Origin of the sequence: Bradyrhizobium sp. LA6.1, from assembly GCF_040547805.1 — a bacterium.
Taxonomy (GTDB): domain Bacteria; phylum Pseudomonadota; class Alphaproteobacteria; order Rhizobiales; family Xanthobacteraceae; genus Bradyrhizobium; species Bradyrhizobium barranii.
Genome location: NZ_JBEPQK010000036.1, coordinates 1 through 15,995 on the forward strand (window position 1 = coordinate 1; position 15,995 = coordinate 15,995).

The window sequence follows — 15,995 nt, forward strand, 5'->3', positions numbered from 1 at the left end:
CCCGCACGCATCATCGCATGGTCTTTCTGGCGCAGAGCTCATCAGGCTGCCGCTCAACGCGCTCATGTCAAATCAAAAAGACAACTGTAATGCTAAGAAGGATCGCCGGTTCAAGTTGTCCTTCAAAGCTCCCGAACGTCTTTGGCGGATTGTGCTTTGCATACGCGTCACATTTCGGCGACAAGATCAACTTTCAACGACCAGCCGCCATGCTCTTTGCCCAAGGGCATAGATGAACCCGCGTACCCGCCGTCACAATAGCGCTGCCGGCGCTCTTGTGATCGCAATTCTGTCAGCTTTCCAACATGAGTTGATAAAACTGACATTCGAGCAGGCGGTACCTAACTGCTTGAAGCGAACCACAAAATACGTTTGTGGCAGGTATGGCACGCCAGTTGCTCTTGGCTTTTCAGAAACGACTCTGGGGATGCTTGCTGGAAGGATTCGGCTTGCGAAGAGAATTGGAAGAATGAGTACTTCAGCGCAACACCAGGTATCCTGTGGCGGCGGCGAGATCAGCGAGACCATGCAAGTCATGACTAAGCACAACAGCTGCGGTACGGTCGATGGCAGCGGCAAGGGCAGGTGCGGATCTCAGGCCGGCATCGGCAATGTGCGGAAGGAGGTCTGGGAAAAGGTGAAGAACCATCCCTGCTACAGCGAGGAGGCGCACCACCATTATGCCCGGATCCATGTCGCGGTCGCACCGGCCTGCAATATCCAGTGCAATTACTGCAATCGTAAGTACGATTGCGCCAACGAATCGCGCCCCGGCGTTGTCAGCGAGAAGTTGACGCCGGAGCAGGCCGCCAAGAAGGTGCTGGCGGTCGCTTCCGCCATCCCTCAGATGAGCGTGGTCGGCGTTGCTGGCCCTGGCGACCCCTTGGCGAATTCGGACAAGACATTCAAGACGTTCGAGCTCGTCAATAAATTCGCGCCAGACATCAAGCTGTGCCTCTCGACGAACGGTCTGGCACTAGCTGATCATGTCGACACGATTGCAAGACTTAAGGTCGATCACGTGACGATCACGATCAACATGATCGATCCCGATATTGGCGCAAAGATCTATCCCTGGATCTTTTACCGCCACAAGCGCTACACCGGCATTGAAGCTGCAAGCATCCTCAGCAATCGGCAGCTCCAGGGCCTGGAGATGCTCACCGCGCGCGGCATCCTGTGCAAAGTCAACTCGGTGATGATTCCCGGGATTAACGATCAGCATCTGGTTGAGGTTAACAAAGCCGTGAAGTCCCGCGGCGCCTTCCTGCATAACGTGATGCCGCTGATTTCGTCACCCGAGCACGGCACCGTGTTCGGTCGCAGCGGGCAACGCGCCCCGACGGCACAGGAAGTGACAGCATTGCAGGATAGCTGCGAAAGCGAGATGAACATGATGCGTCACTGTCGCCAGTGCCGCGCCGACGCCGTCGGACTGCTCGGGGAGGACCGCGGCGGCGAATTCACCATTGAACAGATCATGGCCATGGACTTCAAATATGATGAACAGGCCCGAAAGGAGTATCAGGCCAAAGTCGAGAAGGCGCGCATTGCAAGGCTTGCGGCCAAGCAGGAGCAGCTTGCGGAGCTCGCCAGCGCGTCCAGCGAAATCAAGGTGCTGGTGGCGGTTGCAACCAAGGGCTCGGGATTGATCAACCAGCACTTCGGTCATGCCAAGGAGTTCCAGATCTACGAGCTCTCGACTTCAGGCGCAAAATTCGTTGGCCATCGTCCTATTCATCCCTATTGCCAGGGCGGCCATGGCGAGGACAGCAAGCTCGAAGTCGCCATCGGCGCCATCAACGATTGCCATGCCGTGTTCGTGTCAAAGATCGGCGGCTGCCCGAAGGCCGAATTGATCAAGGCCGGAATCGAGCCGGTCGATCAGTATGCCGGCGAGTTCATCGATGGCTCGGCGATCGCCTGGTTCAAACTCTATCTCGATAAAGTCAATGAGGGGAAGATCAAGCACGTTGAGCGGGTCGATGCGGCGGCCCGCCACAATACGCTGATTTCCGCCGCCTGAGGATGGGGTCAGACAATGCCGTTCAAGATCATCGCCTCGCAATGCACGGGCTGTTCGGCGTGCGAAACGCAATGCCCGAATCTCGCTATTTCCGAACGAGCCGGCGTTTTCCTGATCGATCCTGAGAAATGCACCGAGTGCGCCGCCTACTTTGATGAGCCGCAATGCGTGGCGGTTTGCCCGGTTGACAACACATGCGTGCTCGACACGGCGCTGCCGCGTCACCAGGAGCCTGCTTGAGGGCCACGATGGATGTCACTACGACACTAACGGTTCAGAAACTCGGGCGGATGATGCCCGCCTTGACGAGGCGCCGGCCGCGGCTTTCGCCTTCTCAGACCGGGTGGACGGCTCGCCCTGGTCGCCAACCTTTTCGCCAGTTGCCAAACCATATTCTGGCGACGCGCACGTCGGTGGGAGCGCGTCGAGCTATTCTTGTCGGCCCAAAGGCCGCTGTCTTGAGCGTCGAGGATCGATTTCGCCTATGGGCCCACGAAGAGCGCAGGACCCGTCTTCCGCGATATCAATCCAGTCACCTGCGGCCATCATTGATCAGTCGACATTCATGCCCGAGGCCTTCTTCAGTCGGTCGTCCGAGAGAAAACGAGGGCCTCCTCACCGAGTCCTGTCTTGGTCGCACGGTGTCGAGCCGGCCGAGCATCATCCCAGGGCGGCAGGGTTTCACCTCGATGAAGGTGCAGAAAGTACACCTGCGCCATGCCAAGGCGTTCGCACCCGATCACGTGATGCGGAATCGAATTTCCTGCCACCGGTGCGGTCGGCGCCACCAAGCCGGAGTTCGGCTGTTATGAGAGCACCTCGTGTGGGTCTTCCTGTTCTCGCTCAACGCATATTGCCGACTTGCAGATGCGTCTCGGGCAACTCGGGATGGACGGCAGCTGTCGGGAGACAGCTGGGGCTTTGTCCCGCGGACAAGGCTGGCACCAAGGTGTTGTTGGGCACGCTCGAGCGTATGGGCGGGACCGTGAGTGATGACGTCCACAATGCCCTGGGTTGCCGGGGTAATCAGGTCGACTCTGTCGGCTGTGCGCATCCCGCGCTGGAGCACGCGGCTCGCCGCCGGCTCAAGCACGCCTCCCTCGATGACAGACGCGCGTGCCGCGTCGGTGGCTTCTTCAACATCAACCATGGGCTCACGATAGTTATCTGGAGCATCTGGAGTTTAGGTTGCGGGCGTTGATGTTGCTGCACCGGGATCCCGACAGGCTCATGCGATCCGTGATCGCAAGCGCCGCCGTGCGGGAATGGCGGGGGTTGATCGAGCATCATGATAGGGCGGTCCGTAAGGCCGGGCGCGGTACAGTTGAACTATGGAACAGGGACGGCAGCATGAGCAACATCGCCCGTGATAGTGACATCGTCGAGCTGACGGACGCCCCATTCTTTGATTATGGTGACAACGTGCGGGCCAACCGCACTATCCGCAACGACGGCACCTATGTGGGCAAGGAGATCGGTGAGGTTCTGGTCAAGAAAGGCGAGCTTGGCTATGTCATCTCGATCGGCACATTCCTGCAACAATTTTATATCTATGGAGTCGAATTCCTCAACTCCGGCAATCGCGTCGGCATGAAATGCAAGGAACTCGATCTAGTCACGCGAAACCGCGAAGGCGAGGAGCCGTTCTTGCCAGGAGCGGCACCCCGATGATCGAACCAAGATTGCCAAAATGCCGGTCAGGCCAACGTGTCAAGGCCGCAATCGATCTGCTCAACGACGGTTCCTTTCCCGACGCGTCGGCGGAAGAGTGTCTGGTCAGCGTCGGGTACATTGGTGAGATCGTCCAGGTCGGTCGCCATACGGAAGCGAACCTACCCATTTATATGGTCGACTTCGGCAAGCAGTTGGTGGTTGGCTGCCTCGAGGCAGAAATCTCTGCAGTCTAGGATATCGCGCAATGAGCGCCGCAATCATCAGGCGACATCATTCCGGATTTCCTGCGCATCCCAACGAGCTCGACCGGTGGCGGATCGTGCGCGCGCTGAAGAAGCGCGAGCACTACCGATATGTCTCGCCAAAGGTGACAGCGGTTGCTGGCGGCTATCTGGTCGAGAGCCCGTGCTGCTCAGGCAATATCAATGCGGAGGGCGGCCTCGTCGACGTCGCGCTGCTGCACCACGATAGGACTGGGGCGGCATGGCAGCTGCTCCGCAAAGATCACCGCACGGGCGTTTGGGAGTGGCATTCAACCCATCAACGGCTTGGCCTGGCGACAGCGGTTCTGAACGCCGACCCTGAACGTTTGTTCTGGCAATAGATGTGGAGATGTTCTGGCAATAGATGTGGAGATGGTGCTCGAAGGCGCCTTGACGGAGATCGAGTAGACGCTCGCCGCTATTGATACAGCCTCTGAGCCCTGCCTGACGCTCCGGCAGAAAGTTCCACATCTTGCCTGGATTTGTTGCGAGTCGTCCGACATGACGCAGAATCCGTTCCGCCGGGTTGGAAGTTCGACCTGCATCTGCTCGACGGTGGAGGTCACTGTTACAGCTCACGAATGAGCCGCAGCGCGCCGGCATTGTGCTGGCCAAGCGCTCTGGCAAGTCGATCAAGCAATCGCCTGCCGGTGCCAAGCTCACACAGGACGGCTAGGCCCGCGGCTTGCTTGCCATGCCGTAGTGCCCGGCCCGGGAAATATCACGAGCAGATCGCTCACTCGTTCATCGGGTCCATGAGACGGGGGACCGGCGATGGTCTCGCAGAACTGTTCGCTGAGGACGGAATGGCCTGGGAACGTCAACGTGGCTTATTAAACCAAGGATACTGCGGTAGATTAAATTGGATCAGCGAGCCGTGCTCGATCTGCTGACGAGGAGTAACGCTCAGGCTTCGCAAGATTTGCCTTTGTGAGTACTCGTCATTAAGTCCGCCGCCGTGCACTCGCTGTGAAGGCCGGTTGATGATGCGCGCGCAAGTGAGGCAGTGCGACTGTCCCGGCCAATCCGCTCTACTCCATCAATAGTATTGGGGCTTGGAAATATCATACTACGAAACTGGTGAGTGAAGTCGGCGCGTTCAAGCAAGAAGGGATTGTTTTACGAAGACGCATCGAGTGTCCCTTCTCTATGGCTTGCTTCCATGTTGAAGGCGCTGACGTGCACGTCGAGAATCAGGTTTGTCACGCGGATATAGATCGAGAGGACAGCGGACAAATTCGCGTGTAGTCCCGGTTCTTATCTACAAGAGAAAAATCCGCTTGAATAGTTGTCGATGACCATTGATATGGTAGTGGAAAGCAGTTGCGTCTTCGCCAAAACAAGACGCTACAGGCAAATGTGCAAAGCGGAATCGGAGAACACGTGGCAAAAAGCACCAAGCGCAAAGAGTATAGTAAGGATGACGTCAAGCTGCTCAAAGCGCACTCAAAGGCCCGCACCCCTGTAGCTAGGGTTTCAAAGCTTATGAAGCGATCCGAGGGCTCTCTAAGACAGAAAGCACATACCTTGGGGATTGGCTTGGGTCACCAGCGCTGAGATACGCGTCAAGGTTCGGAAATTGACCGGCGTGGTGATCGAGACGGCCAGGCGGCTTACGACCGCCGGGCCATCCGATCGTTTCAGGTTCTGCGCCCGAGGGTCAGCTCGCGCGATGAACGAGCTGACCGATTTCCTGATAGACCGGCTCACTTGGCCTAAAACTCGTCGAGTGTCATGGTTTTAATCAGGGACTGATAAGCCCGGCTCGTTCGTCACATAGTGCGGCTTACATCGCTGAATATAGATCTGCCGAGCCCAAATACGGGCTGCGACGTGCCGGCAAGGCGCAGAAAGAAGGGAATAGCCGCGGTCCGGCCTACGGCGACAATATAAAGGAACCGGCAGGAGATGTGCGTCGAGTAGGCGCAGAAGCGTACAAGTATTTTGTATGTTCATGCGGAGACGCGCCGGCATCCTCTTGTATGCGGGATTTGTTATGAGGTGAGCAAGAGCGGTGGTGAACCTTGTTCATCGTCATCATCGAGACTGTCGATTTCGCCGCAGCGACTGCCGCGCGCGGACAGCGCGGCGGCCGCGGCAGACGGCATGGCGGCAATGAGAATTGAATTGCGTGCCGTACTCGCTAGCAGCAGGCGCGCATTTGCGGTAAGATCGTCTGTATCCAAAAACGATTGAATCTGACGTCCTTCGAATTCGGGAGCTGCTCCTTGCTGCACTTTCGATATGTTGCCTCAGGCAATTTTAAGCGTGTCGCCGCCGATTTCGCGGTTGCAAGGGCAGAGCTAATCAGTCTGTATCGCATCCAGAACGCGTAACGTGTCCGTCGGGCTGCGGCCGACATGAGGCTTGTCGCATAGACATGCTGGATCGTGTTCTCAGGATCGACGATGAACGTGTAGCGATGCGCGATGCCATCACGCGATCGCACTCCAAGGCCATCGACCAGTGCGCCCTTGGTGTCGGCAAACTGCCAGATCGATAGACGGTGCAGATCCTTGTGCTCACGCCGCCAGGCGAGCTTGCAAAGCTCGTTATCGGTCGAGCCACCAAGCACGATTGCATCGCGATCGGCGAAATGCTTGGACAGGCGAGCAAACTCACCGATTTCGGTTGGGCAGACGAATGTGAAATCCTTCGGGAAAAAGTAGATGACTTTCCATTTTCCGGGAAACTCCTGTCAGTCAGCGTCTCGAAGGCGCTCTGCCCGTTCTCCTCTGGCAGGTGAAAGCCGGGCTTCACGCCTGTGATGTCGAACGGCGGCAACTTACTTCCAATTCCAGGCATATTGTCCTCACAACATCGCGTCACACGGAAACAGCGTTCCGCGATAGGCAAAGCAAGCGATATGCCACCCATCTGACGGCAAGTACCCATCATGCCGGTCGTGGAACATTCGCCTTTGATGATGGCGGTGTCCTCGAACCCCATCTGCACGAATCCACGCGCCAGGCTTTGTCGGGTTTCTGTCAGAGCCCTTGCCTCTGTCGGGTCCGCCACAGCTTCCGGTCTCGGACGCTGCGCTATTAGTCAAGCCTAGTCAGATGCTTAACGCGCGTGCGAACGAATGGCACGCCAGTTGCTACCTGGATGCAGCAACAAGGAGTGAGGGCTGAGGGCACGCCGACGCCGATGGCGAGCGATGGCCTCCTTCCCGAAACCCGTGTGCCCACGTTTCTGAGAGAGAAACAGCCTCGCGCGTTCGGCGCGCAAAATTGGCAATCGGTTGATGGAGAGCAACATGTCTTCGCTGAGACAAATCGCGTTTTATGGCAAGGGTGGCATCGGTAAATCGACAACGTCGCAAAATACGCTGGCGGCTCTTGCTGAGCTGGGCCAAAGGATTCTCATCGTCGGCTGTGATCCCAAAGCGGACTCGACCCGCCTCATCCTGCACGCCAAAGCGCAGGACACCATTCTGAGCTTGGCGGCGGATGCCGGCAGCGTTGAGGACCTCGAAATCGAGGACGTCATCAAGCTCGGCTACAAGGACATTCGATGCGTCGAGTCCGGCGGTCCAGAGCCGGGGGTCGGGTGCGCCGGAAGAGGCGTGATCACATCGATCAACTTTCTGGAGGAGAATGGCGCCTATGAGGACATCGACTACGTCTCTTACGACGTGCTGGGCGACGTCGTCTGCGGCGGCTTCGCGATGCCTATCCGTGAAAATAAGGCACAGGAAATCTACATCGTGATGTCCGGCGAGATGATGGCGATGTATGCCGCCAACAACATCTCGAAGGGTATTCTGAAGTATGCGAATTCCGGCGGCGTGCGCCTCGGCGGCCTGATCTGCAACGAGCGCCAGACCGACAAGGAGCTGGAGCTGGCAGATGCTCTTGCCAAGAAGCTCGGCAGCCGGCTGATCTACTTCGTGCCACGCGACAACGTCGTGCAGCACGCGGAGCTGCGCCGCATGACTGTGCTGGAATACGCGCCAGAGTCCAAGCAGGCGGATCACTATCGCAATCTCGCGAGCAAGATCCACAATAATGCGGGACAAGGCGCCATCCCGACGCCAATCAGCATGGAAGAGCTCGAGGATATGCTCATGGAGCACGGCATCATCAAGCCTGTCGACGAGAGCCTGGTCGGCAAGACCGCCGCCGAGCTCGCCGCTGCTTCGGCATAGTTCATGTTGTCGGCCTTCTCGACCGGGGAAGGCCGACATCGTCCACTCAGAAGCTGGGGGACCTTCATGATTGGCACACAAAGCGAATTGGCCAATACGATGTCATCTCCTGTATCAGCAGCTCACGTCCGCGAGCCGCGCGATGCAAGTGAGCTCTACGGGCTTCTGACCGGGCGCCATCCAACAGAAGTCGACATCAGCGACGATGAGGATTTCGATCGCCATGTGCTCGCTTGCGTTCTCGCCGCATCCGCTATGGATGGCGGCCAACTGCCCGAACGGGCTGGCTTGACTAACCAGGAGCTCGATGCGCTCTTGGTGCAGTACTTTCCATCCACGCCGGTCAGGAGTTGTACCTGGCGCGAACAGTCCGCGTTACCGGCTCCTGACGAGACGATTATGGTGCGAGACCTCCTGCTAGCGCAACGTTCCACCCATGGCGAGGTCGGCGGCTGGCTCGCGACGATGATCGCGCGGCGCGCCATGGAGCCTAATCACCTGTGGGAAGATCTCGGTCTGCGGGAGCGGGACGAATTGTCCCGCCTCCTGATGCGCCATTTCGGGCCGCTGGCGGCTCGCAACACCAAGAACATGCGCTGGAAGCGCTTCTTCTATCGCACGCTATGCGAAGATGACGGTCTGGTGATGTGTACCGCGCCGGTCTGCACGGAATGCAATGATTTTGATCTTTGCTTCGGCGAGGAGAGCGGGGAGAGCCGGATGGCCGGACGCCGGCGGGATCATCTGCGTCGTCTCGATGACCCCGTCCATGCCATCCCAAGTTCGCATGGCTGAGCTCACAATGGATGCCCGCTCCTCGGCGCGAGCCCCGGTGTATCGGACAGCTTTCGGCCAACTGTCACATGACCAGAGTGAGGGTTTGAAAAGACACCGGCTAAACAACTTCGCGCAGGCGGCCTAAGCAGGACGCGGCGGCGCCGATATCGGGCTTGATAACTGGCGGATGCGACCGTCACATTTACGCCAAGATGTTCTATGTTGACGCGCGATCGAGGCCAACATCCGCCCTCTCCATCGCGCCCCGCTGAACTTTTTACGAACGCCGACTTGTGGTTGGACGACCCGATGGCTCAAGAATCTTCTTCGATAAGCGCCGGAATGCACGCGCCTTCCCCGAACTGCTGCAGCTTGAGGTCAGGCCCGAACCGTTGCCCGGCTAACATGCTTCTAAGCTCGGCGCTTGCCTTCAGCTCGGTCGCAAGCGCCCCGAACCTGGCGCTCCGCCGTTTCCACCCTGTCGGATTTGCGACACACCCGACTAATCTGAAATTCGACGTCATTCACAGGTTCTCGGGAATTCGAGCGGGTTGGCACAGCAATTGCTGAACAGCTTACGGAATAAACATACGGAGCCGCTGATGGCGTTCGCTGCCGCAATCACCGGGCCCGACAAAGATCGGTCGAGGTCCATAGTCCTTAATGACACCACGCTGCGCGACGGCGAACAGACACCCGGCGTGGCCTTCACGGCACCGGACAAGGTCTCGATCGCGCGTGCGCTGGCCGCGGCCGGAGTCACGGAGATCGAGGCCGGCACGCCGGCGATGGGTCAGGAAGAGATTGCCGCGATCCGAGCGGTCGCCGAAGCGGGCCTTGGGGCCAGGATCATCGGCTGGTGCCGGATAAAACCCGCGGACGTCGATGCGGAGATAGGACCGCTCGTCCGCGGCGCGGGTCAATGGCTACCTGCTCGGCGTCGACGGTCATCCGGCGAACCGGAACTATGGCGGACATTCGCAAGTGAACCGCGTCACGGCGCAGAACCTCGCCGGCAACGCCACGCGAAGCCCGAACAACGCCGGCGGCGCCAACATGAACACACCGCTATGGAGCGAGGACATACCCCAAGCCCTGCGGATCACCAACGTCGCCACATACCCGGAGCGCGTGCGCTGCTATCCGCGGCAGCAACTGTGATGCGGGGACATGGCGCGGCTCTCGTTGCGCTAGGCTTTCTCTTCAAACGAACTGACCTTGCCTAGCCACGCGACGCCTGGGCGCGGACGCGTTCGTCCGCGTGGCTCCCGGTGCACACGTCGCGCACATACCGCCTCCAACTACGCGAAAAACCTGATCTCTCAATCCAATCCATCATTGGACGACAAACCGCAGCGCTATTCCTGCTGGCAATCTGCTGAAGCGGAGCTACGCCTCACTCATACGCGAACGTTTGAGTTTGGCGCGATGCTGCCGTTTGCATCATCGTGGCCGGTATTTCGATGGTAATCCTATCGATTCCCTCGTCCGACGTGCAGATTGCGCGAAACTCGGTGGCGGCCGTTTGGCCGCACTGGAGCGGATGAAGCGCGTCGTGGCCCACGCTCGCGACAAGGGACTGGATGTAGCGCTGGGTGGCGAAGACTCCTCGCGTGCCGATCTCAACTTCCTGATCGAGCTGATCGCAAGCGCCAAGGCGGCCAGCGCGCGGCGCTTTCGTCTCTCAGATACGCTGAGCCTGCTCAATCCTGACGCATCCTTAACGCTCATGGCCGCACTGCGCGCCAGCACCGATCTCGAGTTCGAATTCCACGGCCAAGACGATCTTGCCCCGGCGACGGCTGATACGCTGGCGGCGATCAAGGCCGGTGCGACGCACGCCCCTCTGACGGTCATTGGATTGGGAGAGCGAGCCGGCAATGGGCCGCTGGAGGAAGTTGCCGTCGCACTCAGCCAGATCTACGGCCGTGATACCGGCGTGCTGCTCTCCGAACTGGAAAAAGTCGCGGCCGCCGGTGCAGCCGCAGCGTGCCCACCATTCCGCTCAACAAGCGCTCGTCGGCGGGCATGTCTTGACCTCGATGGGCTCTTAAAAGACCGGCCCGCCTACCAAGCGTTGGACCCGGGGTTGCTCGGCCGCTCCCACCGCATTGTGATCGGCGAGCATTGCAGCTTTCGGTCACTGCCGACCAAGCCGGGACCATTCTCGCGCGCGTCCGTAAGCATGCCGTCGAGCACAAAGGCCCGGTTTCCCAGGAAACGGTGGTGGCGATCTGGCGCGACATTCGCGAGAGCTCGCTCTTCAACCGAGGGCGACCAGGTGGTCAGCCATGCGCTTCGCGCGATCAGGTTGGAACATTCAGCCAGGACGGTTTCTGTTCGCGGATCTAGATGGAGGTTGAGAATGACGATGGACGGGATCCTTTCGCAATTGAACAAGGCCTCCGCGGCAGAGGAGTTTTTTGCAGTGCTCGGCGTCGAGTACGATGCGAAAATCATCGACGTGGCGCGGCTTCATATTCTGCGTCGCATGGGTGAATATCTCGCCGGCGAGGAGTTTACCGGTGCATCCGATCCTGACATCGCCTCGCGTTGCAAGGCCACGCTTGAGCGCGCCTATGCCGATTTCGTCACGTCCTCCCCGATCGAACAGCGCGTGTTCAAAGTCTTGAAAAATGCGGCCGCACCACAATCGAACAAGCAGCCAGCATTGGTGCAGCTCAGTTCCTTCGAGTGAATTGAGTTTGTATCTCGTGCTCTGGAGCGTGAAGGTTCAGAGAACCGGCCACCCTCCCAGGGCGTCGAATTCAAATGAAAGTTGCAGTTACGGCCTCGCGGATCCGCAGCTTGGACACTCGGCTCCTGAAGGTAATCACGGCTCAGCCCTGATATTTCCATCGATTCAAGCTGGTGCTCATGGTGCACCTAGCTCCTGCAATGGTACGCCGGCAGCCGGGGAGCGCATATTTGACGAGGAAAGCGCAGCAAGATTCGGATGAATGTCGTCTGTCGCATTCCGGACACGGGTGCAGCGCGGCTATCGAATGTTCCGATCCTCGTGAGAGGCTGCCAATCCGATTTCCTTCAGTAAGAGTCTGTATTGGCGGTCAATTTTTATCGTCTGCGCAATTGGTACGACAATTGCTGAGATATGCTCAGCTAGTGTGGGGAAGCGAATGCACATCTTGGTCCGCATCGAGTTTATTTTGGACGCCGCGCAGTTTCGCGCGCGCTGCGTGTCGGCATCATGATGCGTCGCGACGCCAAAGTGACGTTTGCATATTCCGGCCTGGCTGAATTGAAAGCTGCGCTTGATCCGCGCCAAAGATTCGTCGACGAAATCACTCCCATTGGCCGATCAATGGCCGAGGTTTCGCGGGGGGGAGCCCTTGCTCTCCAGCGCCGGTCTCACGGTGCCGTTGATGGGCGGCTTCACCGCCAACCCTCGTGCCTTCGCCAAGAGTTGCGGACGTGTCGCTGCAATCGGAAATATTGCGAGGGCATTCGGAGTAATGGATCGCGTTTTCACCGGCAAGCTCGCAGCCGACAATGGCACCAGCCGCACCCCTGGCAGGTCCTCGATCTGTTCCAACTTGGTTGCATCTCGAAGATGAGGGGGACCAATCGATCGGATCGAGTGACTACCGCGCGGTTGCGTGCCTCACTAGTACCATTGCCAAATGGTGGCCCCAGAATGCCGAACCCGGCAAGAACCCGAAGCGCGTGCTTCGGGGCTCGTCGACAAAGGTCCAGCAATGGGTGCCTCGGCCCCGCGCTGCTGCCAGGCGGTGTTGAAAAATGGCGGCGGGCACGCGGCCGAACTCTTAACTGAAGCAATCTTCACGCGCGAATTCAAACAGGCGGAGCACCCTTCGCTGGCGAGCCGCTACTGAACACGGATGGGAGTACAGATGATGAGCACCGCGCCCAAAAGCGCCGCTCCGGCCGCGGGTGGTGGTCGCGCGGCGACCAAGAGGGAGTTGCCCGAACGATTCAAGGCGCATAGGCACGTCTGGGTCTTCATCGAGCAGGAACGCGGGATAGTGCACCCCGTCTCCTGGGAGCTGATGGGTGCCGGCCGCCGGCTCGCCGACAAGCTCAACGTTGACCTCGCCGCGGTTGTCATCGGCCCGGTGGGTGAGACAACGCAGCAGGCGATCGCCGAATCCTTCTGCTACGGCGCCGACGTCGCCTATATCGTCGCGGATGATCTCTTGGCCGATTATCGCAATGAATCCTACACCAAGGCCCTGTCAGAGCTGGTCAGTACGTACAAGCCGGAAATCCTACTGCTAGGGGCAACTACACTGGGCCGCGATCTCGCCGGCTCAGTGGCCACCACACTGCTCACCGGCCTAACTGCCGACTGCACCGAGCTCGATGTCGATGCCGACGGCTCGCTTGCAGCGACCCGGCCGACGTTTGGCGGCTCACTATTGTGCACGATCTACACACTGAACTATCGTCCACAGATGGCAACCGTCCGTCCGCGCGTGATGCCGATGCCGAAGCGCGTGACCGGCGCCGTCTGGCGCGTCATCTCGCATCCGCTCGGGCTTGCAGAAGAAGATATCGTCACAAAAGTGCTGTCGTTCCTCCCGGACCGCGATTCTACAAAGTCCAACCTTGCCTATGCCGACGTGGTCGTCGCTGGAGGGCTCGGTCTGGGATCGCCTGAGAACTTCCAACTGGTACAGCAGCTCGCGGACGTGCTTGGCGCCGAATATGGCTGCTCGCGGCCGCTGGTCCAGAAGGGCTGGGTCACCTCGGACCGACAAATCGGCCAGACCGGGAAAACCATTCGGCCAAAGCTCTATATCGCGGCAGGTATTTCCGGCGCGATCCAGCATCGCGTTGGCGTGGAGGGGGGCGACCTCATCGTTGCGATCAACACGGACAAGAACGCTCCGATCTTCGACTTCGCCCATATCGGCATCGTCGCCGACGCTATTCGACTGTTGCCCGCATTGACCTCTGCATTCCGCGCGCAGCTGTCGCCGCACTCGCACGACCGCATCGCTGGCTAGGGGAGCTTGTTCATGATCGAGGAAAGATTCGACGCGATCGTCGTCGGTGCAGGCATGGGCGGGAATGCGGCAGCGCTTACCATGGCCGAGCGGGGCCTGAAAGTGCTGCAGCTGGAGCGCGGCGAGTATTCGGGGTCGAAGAACGTGCAAGGCGCCATCCTCTATGCCGATATGCTGGAGAAGCTAATCCCAAATTTCCGAGAAGATGCGCCGCTTGAGCGGCATCTCGTCGAGCAACGCTTCTGGATCGTGGACGAGCGTTCGCATACGGGGATTCACTATCGCTCCGATGATTTCAACGAGGAGAAGCCGAACCGCTACACCATCATCCGCGCGCAGTTCGATAAATGGTTCTCGCAGAAGGTCCGCGAGGCCGGCGCTACGGTGCTGTGCGAGACCACAGTGACCGAGCTCCTCCAGGATTCCCATGGGAGGGTCGTCGGGGTGCGCACTGACCGAGATGGGGGTGAAATCCATGCAGATGTCGTCGTGCTGGCCGAGGGGGTAAACGGAGTGCTCGGGACGGGTGCGGGCTTAAGAGGGCGGCCGAAACCGGACAAGCTCGCGCTCGCGGTCAAGGAGATGCATTTCCTGTCGCGTGAGACAATCGATGCTCGCTTCAATCTCAAAGGCGACGAGGGGCTCGTCATCGAAGCCGCCGGAACCATTTCCCGCGGCATGACCGGTATGGGCTTCATCTATTCCAACAAGGAATGCATCTCGCTCGGCATCGGCTGTCTTGTTGCCGACTTCCAGCGTACCGGCGAGACGCCTTACGGCCTGCTCGAGAGCTTCAAGCGTCACCCGTCCGTCGCGCCGTTGATCGAGGGTTCGGAAGTAAAGGAATATTCCGCGCATTTGATCCCCGAAGGTGGATACAAGGCCATCCCGCAGCTTTGTGGTGAGGGCTGGGTCGTTGTCGGAGACGCCGCCCAGCTCAACAACGCCATCCATCGGGAGGGGTCCAATCTGGCGATGACGTCAGGCCGTATCGCCGCGGAAGCGATCTGCCTTGTCAAATCGCGAAATGATCCGATGACGGCCAAAAATCTCTCGCTTTACAAAAAACTACTGAATGATTCCTTCGTGATTAAGGACCTGAAGAAGTACAAGGATATGCCGGCACTGATGCATACCCACTCGCAGAACCTCTTTCTCACATATCCGCAGCTCTTCTCCAAGGCGATGCAGGATTACGTGCGCGTGGACGGCACACCAAAGCTTGAGAAAGAGAAGCTCATACTGAGCTCGTTCATCAAGGCGCGATCGTGGAGTGGACTGTTCAGCGATGCCCTGCGCATTGCCCGGGCCTGGCGGTGATCACAAACCAAAGACTACGACCAACGACGGAGCCAGAAAGAATGTCGAGCGAGCCCTCCCGACGTGTCGAGGACAAACTATTCTACAACCGCTATCTCGTGGATTCCGGCCGCGCCCATATCAAGGTCCGGCCGCACAGCACACCATCTTCGCGGCTCTTATCGATGCTGAAGGCATGCCCTGCACGGTGCTACGAGCTCAGCGATAAAGGTCATGTTGAGGTGACGGTCGACGGGTGTATGGAGTGCGGCACGTGCAGGGTGATCTGCGAAGAAGGAGGTGATATCGAGTGGAGCTACCCACGCGGCGGTTACGGTGTGCTATTCAAATTTGGTTGAAGGCTCGCGCAGGGCATTGGCAGGTTGCGTCGTTCTCGCGAAACAACGGGATCACGCCGCCTGCCAGTGCGGCCGGCAGTCTCCCTGAGGCCTCCCGACAAGCGAGTGGTCGCACAAGGCAAGCAGATACTTTTCAACGGCCGCGAGCCGCGCTCAACGCGCGGCAGGCGAACGGTTGTTAGTCATATCGCACGCTGGTGATGCATGCCGGAAATCGGTGAGGCGCAGGTGTATTCGGTCACGCGCGCACGAGCTGGTGCGCCTCATATGAGGCCCATCACCCCACAGAAATAAGGCCGGTGCGTGCGCGGGGGTCCTTCGCGATGTGGCGGCGCGAAGGCGCCATTTAGATTGCACCTGCGCCTCTTCTTTGGATCGGTAACTTTCTCGATTTCAAGTAAGGGTGCACGCACGGTCCGCGAAGTCGCTCGTCCGTCGGCGACCTCGTGCTCTGGTTTC

Annotated in this window: 13 protein-coding genes and 3 pseudogenes; 15 read left to right on the forward strand and 1 reads right to left on the reverse strand. The window is 59.0% G+C overall.

Features of this window, described 5'->3' with window-relative positions; all coding sequences use genetic code 11:
- Window positions 1-469 precede the first annotated feature (469 nt).
- The 6 genes from nifB (at window position 470) to ABIB99_RS43055 (ending at window position 4,304) form a co-directional block, all read left to right on the forward strand.
- Window positions 470-2,026 (forward strand): nitrogenase cofactor biosynthesis protein NifB, encoded by a 1,557-nt coding sequence (nifB, locus tag ABIB99_RS43030; protein WP_354119545.1) that lies wholly within the window; start codon window positions 470-472, stop codon window positions 2,024-2,026.
- 15 nt (window positions 2,027-2,041) lie between these two features.
- Window positions 2,042-2,266, forward strand: coding sequence for a 4Fe-4S binding protein (locus ABIB99_RS43035; protein WP_247457905.1), 225 nt, complete (start codon window positions 2,042-2,044; stop codon window positions 2,264-2,266).
- A gap of 733 nt (window positions 2,267-2,999) precedes the next feature.
- A complete protein-coding gene (locus tag ABIB99_RS43040) occupies window positions 3,000-3,227 on the forward strand; it encodes a 4Fe4S-binding leucine-rich repeat protein (protein WP_354119546.1) in 228 nt (75 codons plus the stop codon).
- Between the two features lie 149 nt (window positions 3,228-3,376).
- Window positions 3,377-3,697 (forward strand): nitrogen fixation protein NifZ, encoded by a 321-nt coding sequence (locus tag ABIB99_RS43045; protein WP_247457904.1) that lies wholly within the window; start codon window positions 3,377-3,379, stop codon window positions 3,695-3,697.
- Window positions 3,694-3,933: a nitrogen fixation protein NifZ gene (locus ABIB99_RS43050; RefSeq protein WP_247457903.1), complete on the forward strand. Its 240-nt coding sequence runs from the start codon at window positions 3,694-3,696 to the stop codon at window positions 3,931-3,933. Before ABIB99_RS43045 ends, ABIB99_RS43050 begins: the two co-directional genes overlap by 4 nt.
- Before the next feature lie 11 nt (window positions 3,934-3,944).
- The gene (locus ABIB99_RS43055; protein ID WP_247457902.1) at window positions 3,945-4,304 is read left to right on the forward strand and encodes a DUF3024 domain-containing protein; all 360 of its coding nucleotides are present in this window, start codon (window positions 3,945-3,947) and stop codon (window positions 4,302-4,304) included.
- 1,962 nt (window positions 4,305-6,266) lie between these two features.
- On the opposite strand, the pseudogene ABIB99_RS43060 reads toward ABIB99_RS43055, so the two are convergent.
- A pseudogene (locus ABIB99_RS43060) lies at window positions 6,267-6,768 on the reverse strand (redoxin domain-containing protein).
- A gap of 454 nt (window positions 6,769-7,222) precedes the next feature.
- On the opposite strand from ABIB99_RS43060, the gene nifH reads away from it, so the two are divergent.
- The 9 genes and pseudogenes from nifH (at window position 7,223) to ABIB99_RS43105 (ending at window position 15,536) form a co-directional block, all read left to right on the forward strand.
- Window positions 7,223-8,113 carry a nitrogenase iron protein gene (nifH, locus tag ABIB99_RS43065; RefSeq protein ID WP_247457901.1) on the forward strand — a complete coding sequence of 297 codons (891 nt, stop codon included), beginning with the start codon at window positions 7,223-7,225 and terminating at the stop codon, window positions 8,111-8,113.
- Window positions 8,114-8,179: 66 nt separating this feature from the next.
- On the forward strand, window positions 8,180-8,908 hold the full coding sequence (locus ABIB99_RS43070; RefSeq protein ID WP_247457900.1) for a nitrogen fixation protein NifQ: 729 nt from the start codon (window positions 8,180-8,182) through the stop codon (window positions 8,906-8,908).
- Window positions 8,909-9,492: 584 nt separating this feature from the next.
- A pseudogene (locus ABIB99_RS43075) lies at window positions 9,493-9,786 on the forward strand (hydroxymethylglutaryl-CoA lyase-like TIM-barrel protein); the annotation flags it as partial.
- An 88-nt stretch (window positions 9,787-9,874) separates the two neighbouring features.
- Window positions 9,875-10,051: a hypothetical protein gene (locus tag ABIB99_RS43080; RefSeq protein WP_247458361.1), complete on the forward strand. Its 177-nt coding sequence runs from the start codon at window positions 9,875-9,877 to the stop codon at window positions 10,049-10,051.
- Window positions 10,052-10,335: 284 nt separating this feature from the next.
- A pseudogene (locus tag ABIB99_RS43085) lies at window positions 10,336-11,242 on the forward strand (hydroxymethylglutaryl-CoA lyase-like TIM-barrel protein); the annotation flags it as partial.
- A gap of 13 nt (window positions 11,243-11,255) precedes the next feature.
- Complete coding sequence (gene nifW / locus ABIB99_RS43090; protein WP_247457899.1) at window positions 11,256-11,588, forward strand: nitrogenase stabilizing/protective protein NifW; 333 nt, start codon at window positions 11,256-11,258, stop codon at window positions 11,586-11,588.
- 1,174 nt (window positions 11,589-12,762) lie between these two features.
- Window positions 12,763-13,878, forward strand: coding sequence for an electron transfer flavoprotein subunit alpha/FixB family protein (locus ABIB99_RS43095; RefSeq protein WP_502916602.1), 1,116 nt, complete (start codon window positions 12,763-12,765; stop codon window positions 13,876-13,878).
- Between the two features lie 12 nt (window positions 13,879-13,890).
- Window positions 13,891-15,198 carry an FAD-binding protein gene (locus ABIB99_RS43100; protein ID WP_247457898.1) on the forward strand — a complete coding sequence of 436 codons (1,308 nt, stop codon included), beginning with the start codon at window positions 13,891-13,893 and terminating at the stop codon, window positions 15,196-15,198.
- Window positions 15,199-15,239: 41 nt separating this feature from the next.
- Entirely contained in the window at window positions 15,240-15,536 is a 297-nt protein-coding gene (locus ABIB99_RS43105) for a ferredoxin family protein (protein WP_247457897.1), read from the forward strand.
- Window positions 15,537-15,995: the final 459 nt, after the last annotated feature.

What these genes read in the sequence shown, in the direction of transcription:
- nifH (WP_247457901.1), top strand. Translation starts at nt 7,223, where the DNA reads ATGTCTTCGCTGAGACAAATCGCGTTTTATGGCAAGGGTGGCATCGGT.
- ABIB99_RS43105 (WP_247457897.1), top strand. Translation starts at nt 15,240, where the DNA reads ATGTCGAGCGAGCCCTCCCGACGTGTCGAGGACAAACTATTCTACAAC.
- ABIB99_RS43055 (WP_247457902.1), top strand. Translation starts at nt 3,945, where the DNA reads ATGAGCGCCGCAATCATCAGGCGACATCATTCCGGATTTCCTGCGCAT.
- ABIB99_RS43100 (WP_247457898.1), top strand. Translation starts at nt 13,891, where the DNA reads ATGATCGAGGAAAGATTCGACGCGATCGTCGTCGGTGCAGGCATGGGC.
- ABIB99_RS43035 (WP_247457905.1), top strand. Translation starts at nt 2,042, where the DNA reads ATGCCGTTCAAGATCATCGCCTCGCAATGCACGGGCTGTTCGGCGTGC.
- ABIB99_RS43070 (WP_247457900.1), top strand. Translation starts at nt 8,180, where the DNA reads ATGATTGGCACACAAAGCGAATTGGCCAATACGATGTCATCTCCTGTA.
- ABIB99_RS43040 (WP_354119546.1), top strand. Translation starts at nt 3,000, where the DNA reads ATGGGCGGGACCGTGAGTGATGACGTCCACAATGCCCTGGGTTGCCGG.
- ABIB99_RS43095 (WP_502916602.1), top strand. Translation starts at nt 12,763, where the DNA reads ATGATGAGCACCGCGCCCAAAAGCGCCGCTCCGGCCGCGGGTGGTGGT.
- nifB (WP_354119545.1), top strand. Translation starts at nt 470, where the DNA reads ATGAGTACTTCAGCGCAACACCAGGTATCCTGTGGCGGCGGCGAGATC.
- nifW (WP_247457899.1), top strand. Translation starts at nt 11,256, where the DNA reads ATGACGATGGACGGGATCCTTTCGCAATTGAACAAGGCCTCCGCGGCA.
- ABIB99_RS43050 (WP_247457903.1), top strand. Translation starts at nt 3,694, where the DNA reads ATGATCGAACCAAGATTGCCAAAATGCCGGTCAGGCCAACGTGTCAAG.
- ABIB99_RS43045 (WP_247457904.1), top strand. Translation starts at nt 3,377, where the DNA reads ATGAGCAACATCGCCCGTGATAGTGACATCGTCGAGCTGACGGACGCC.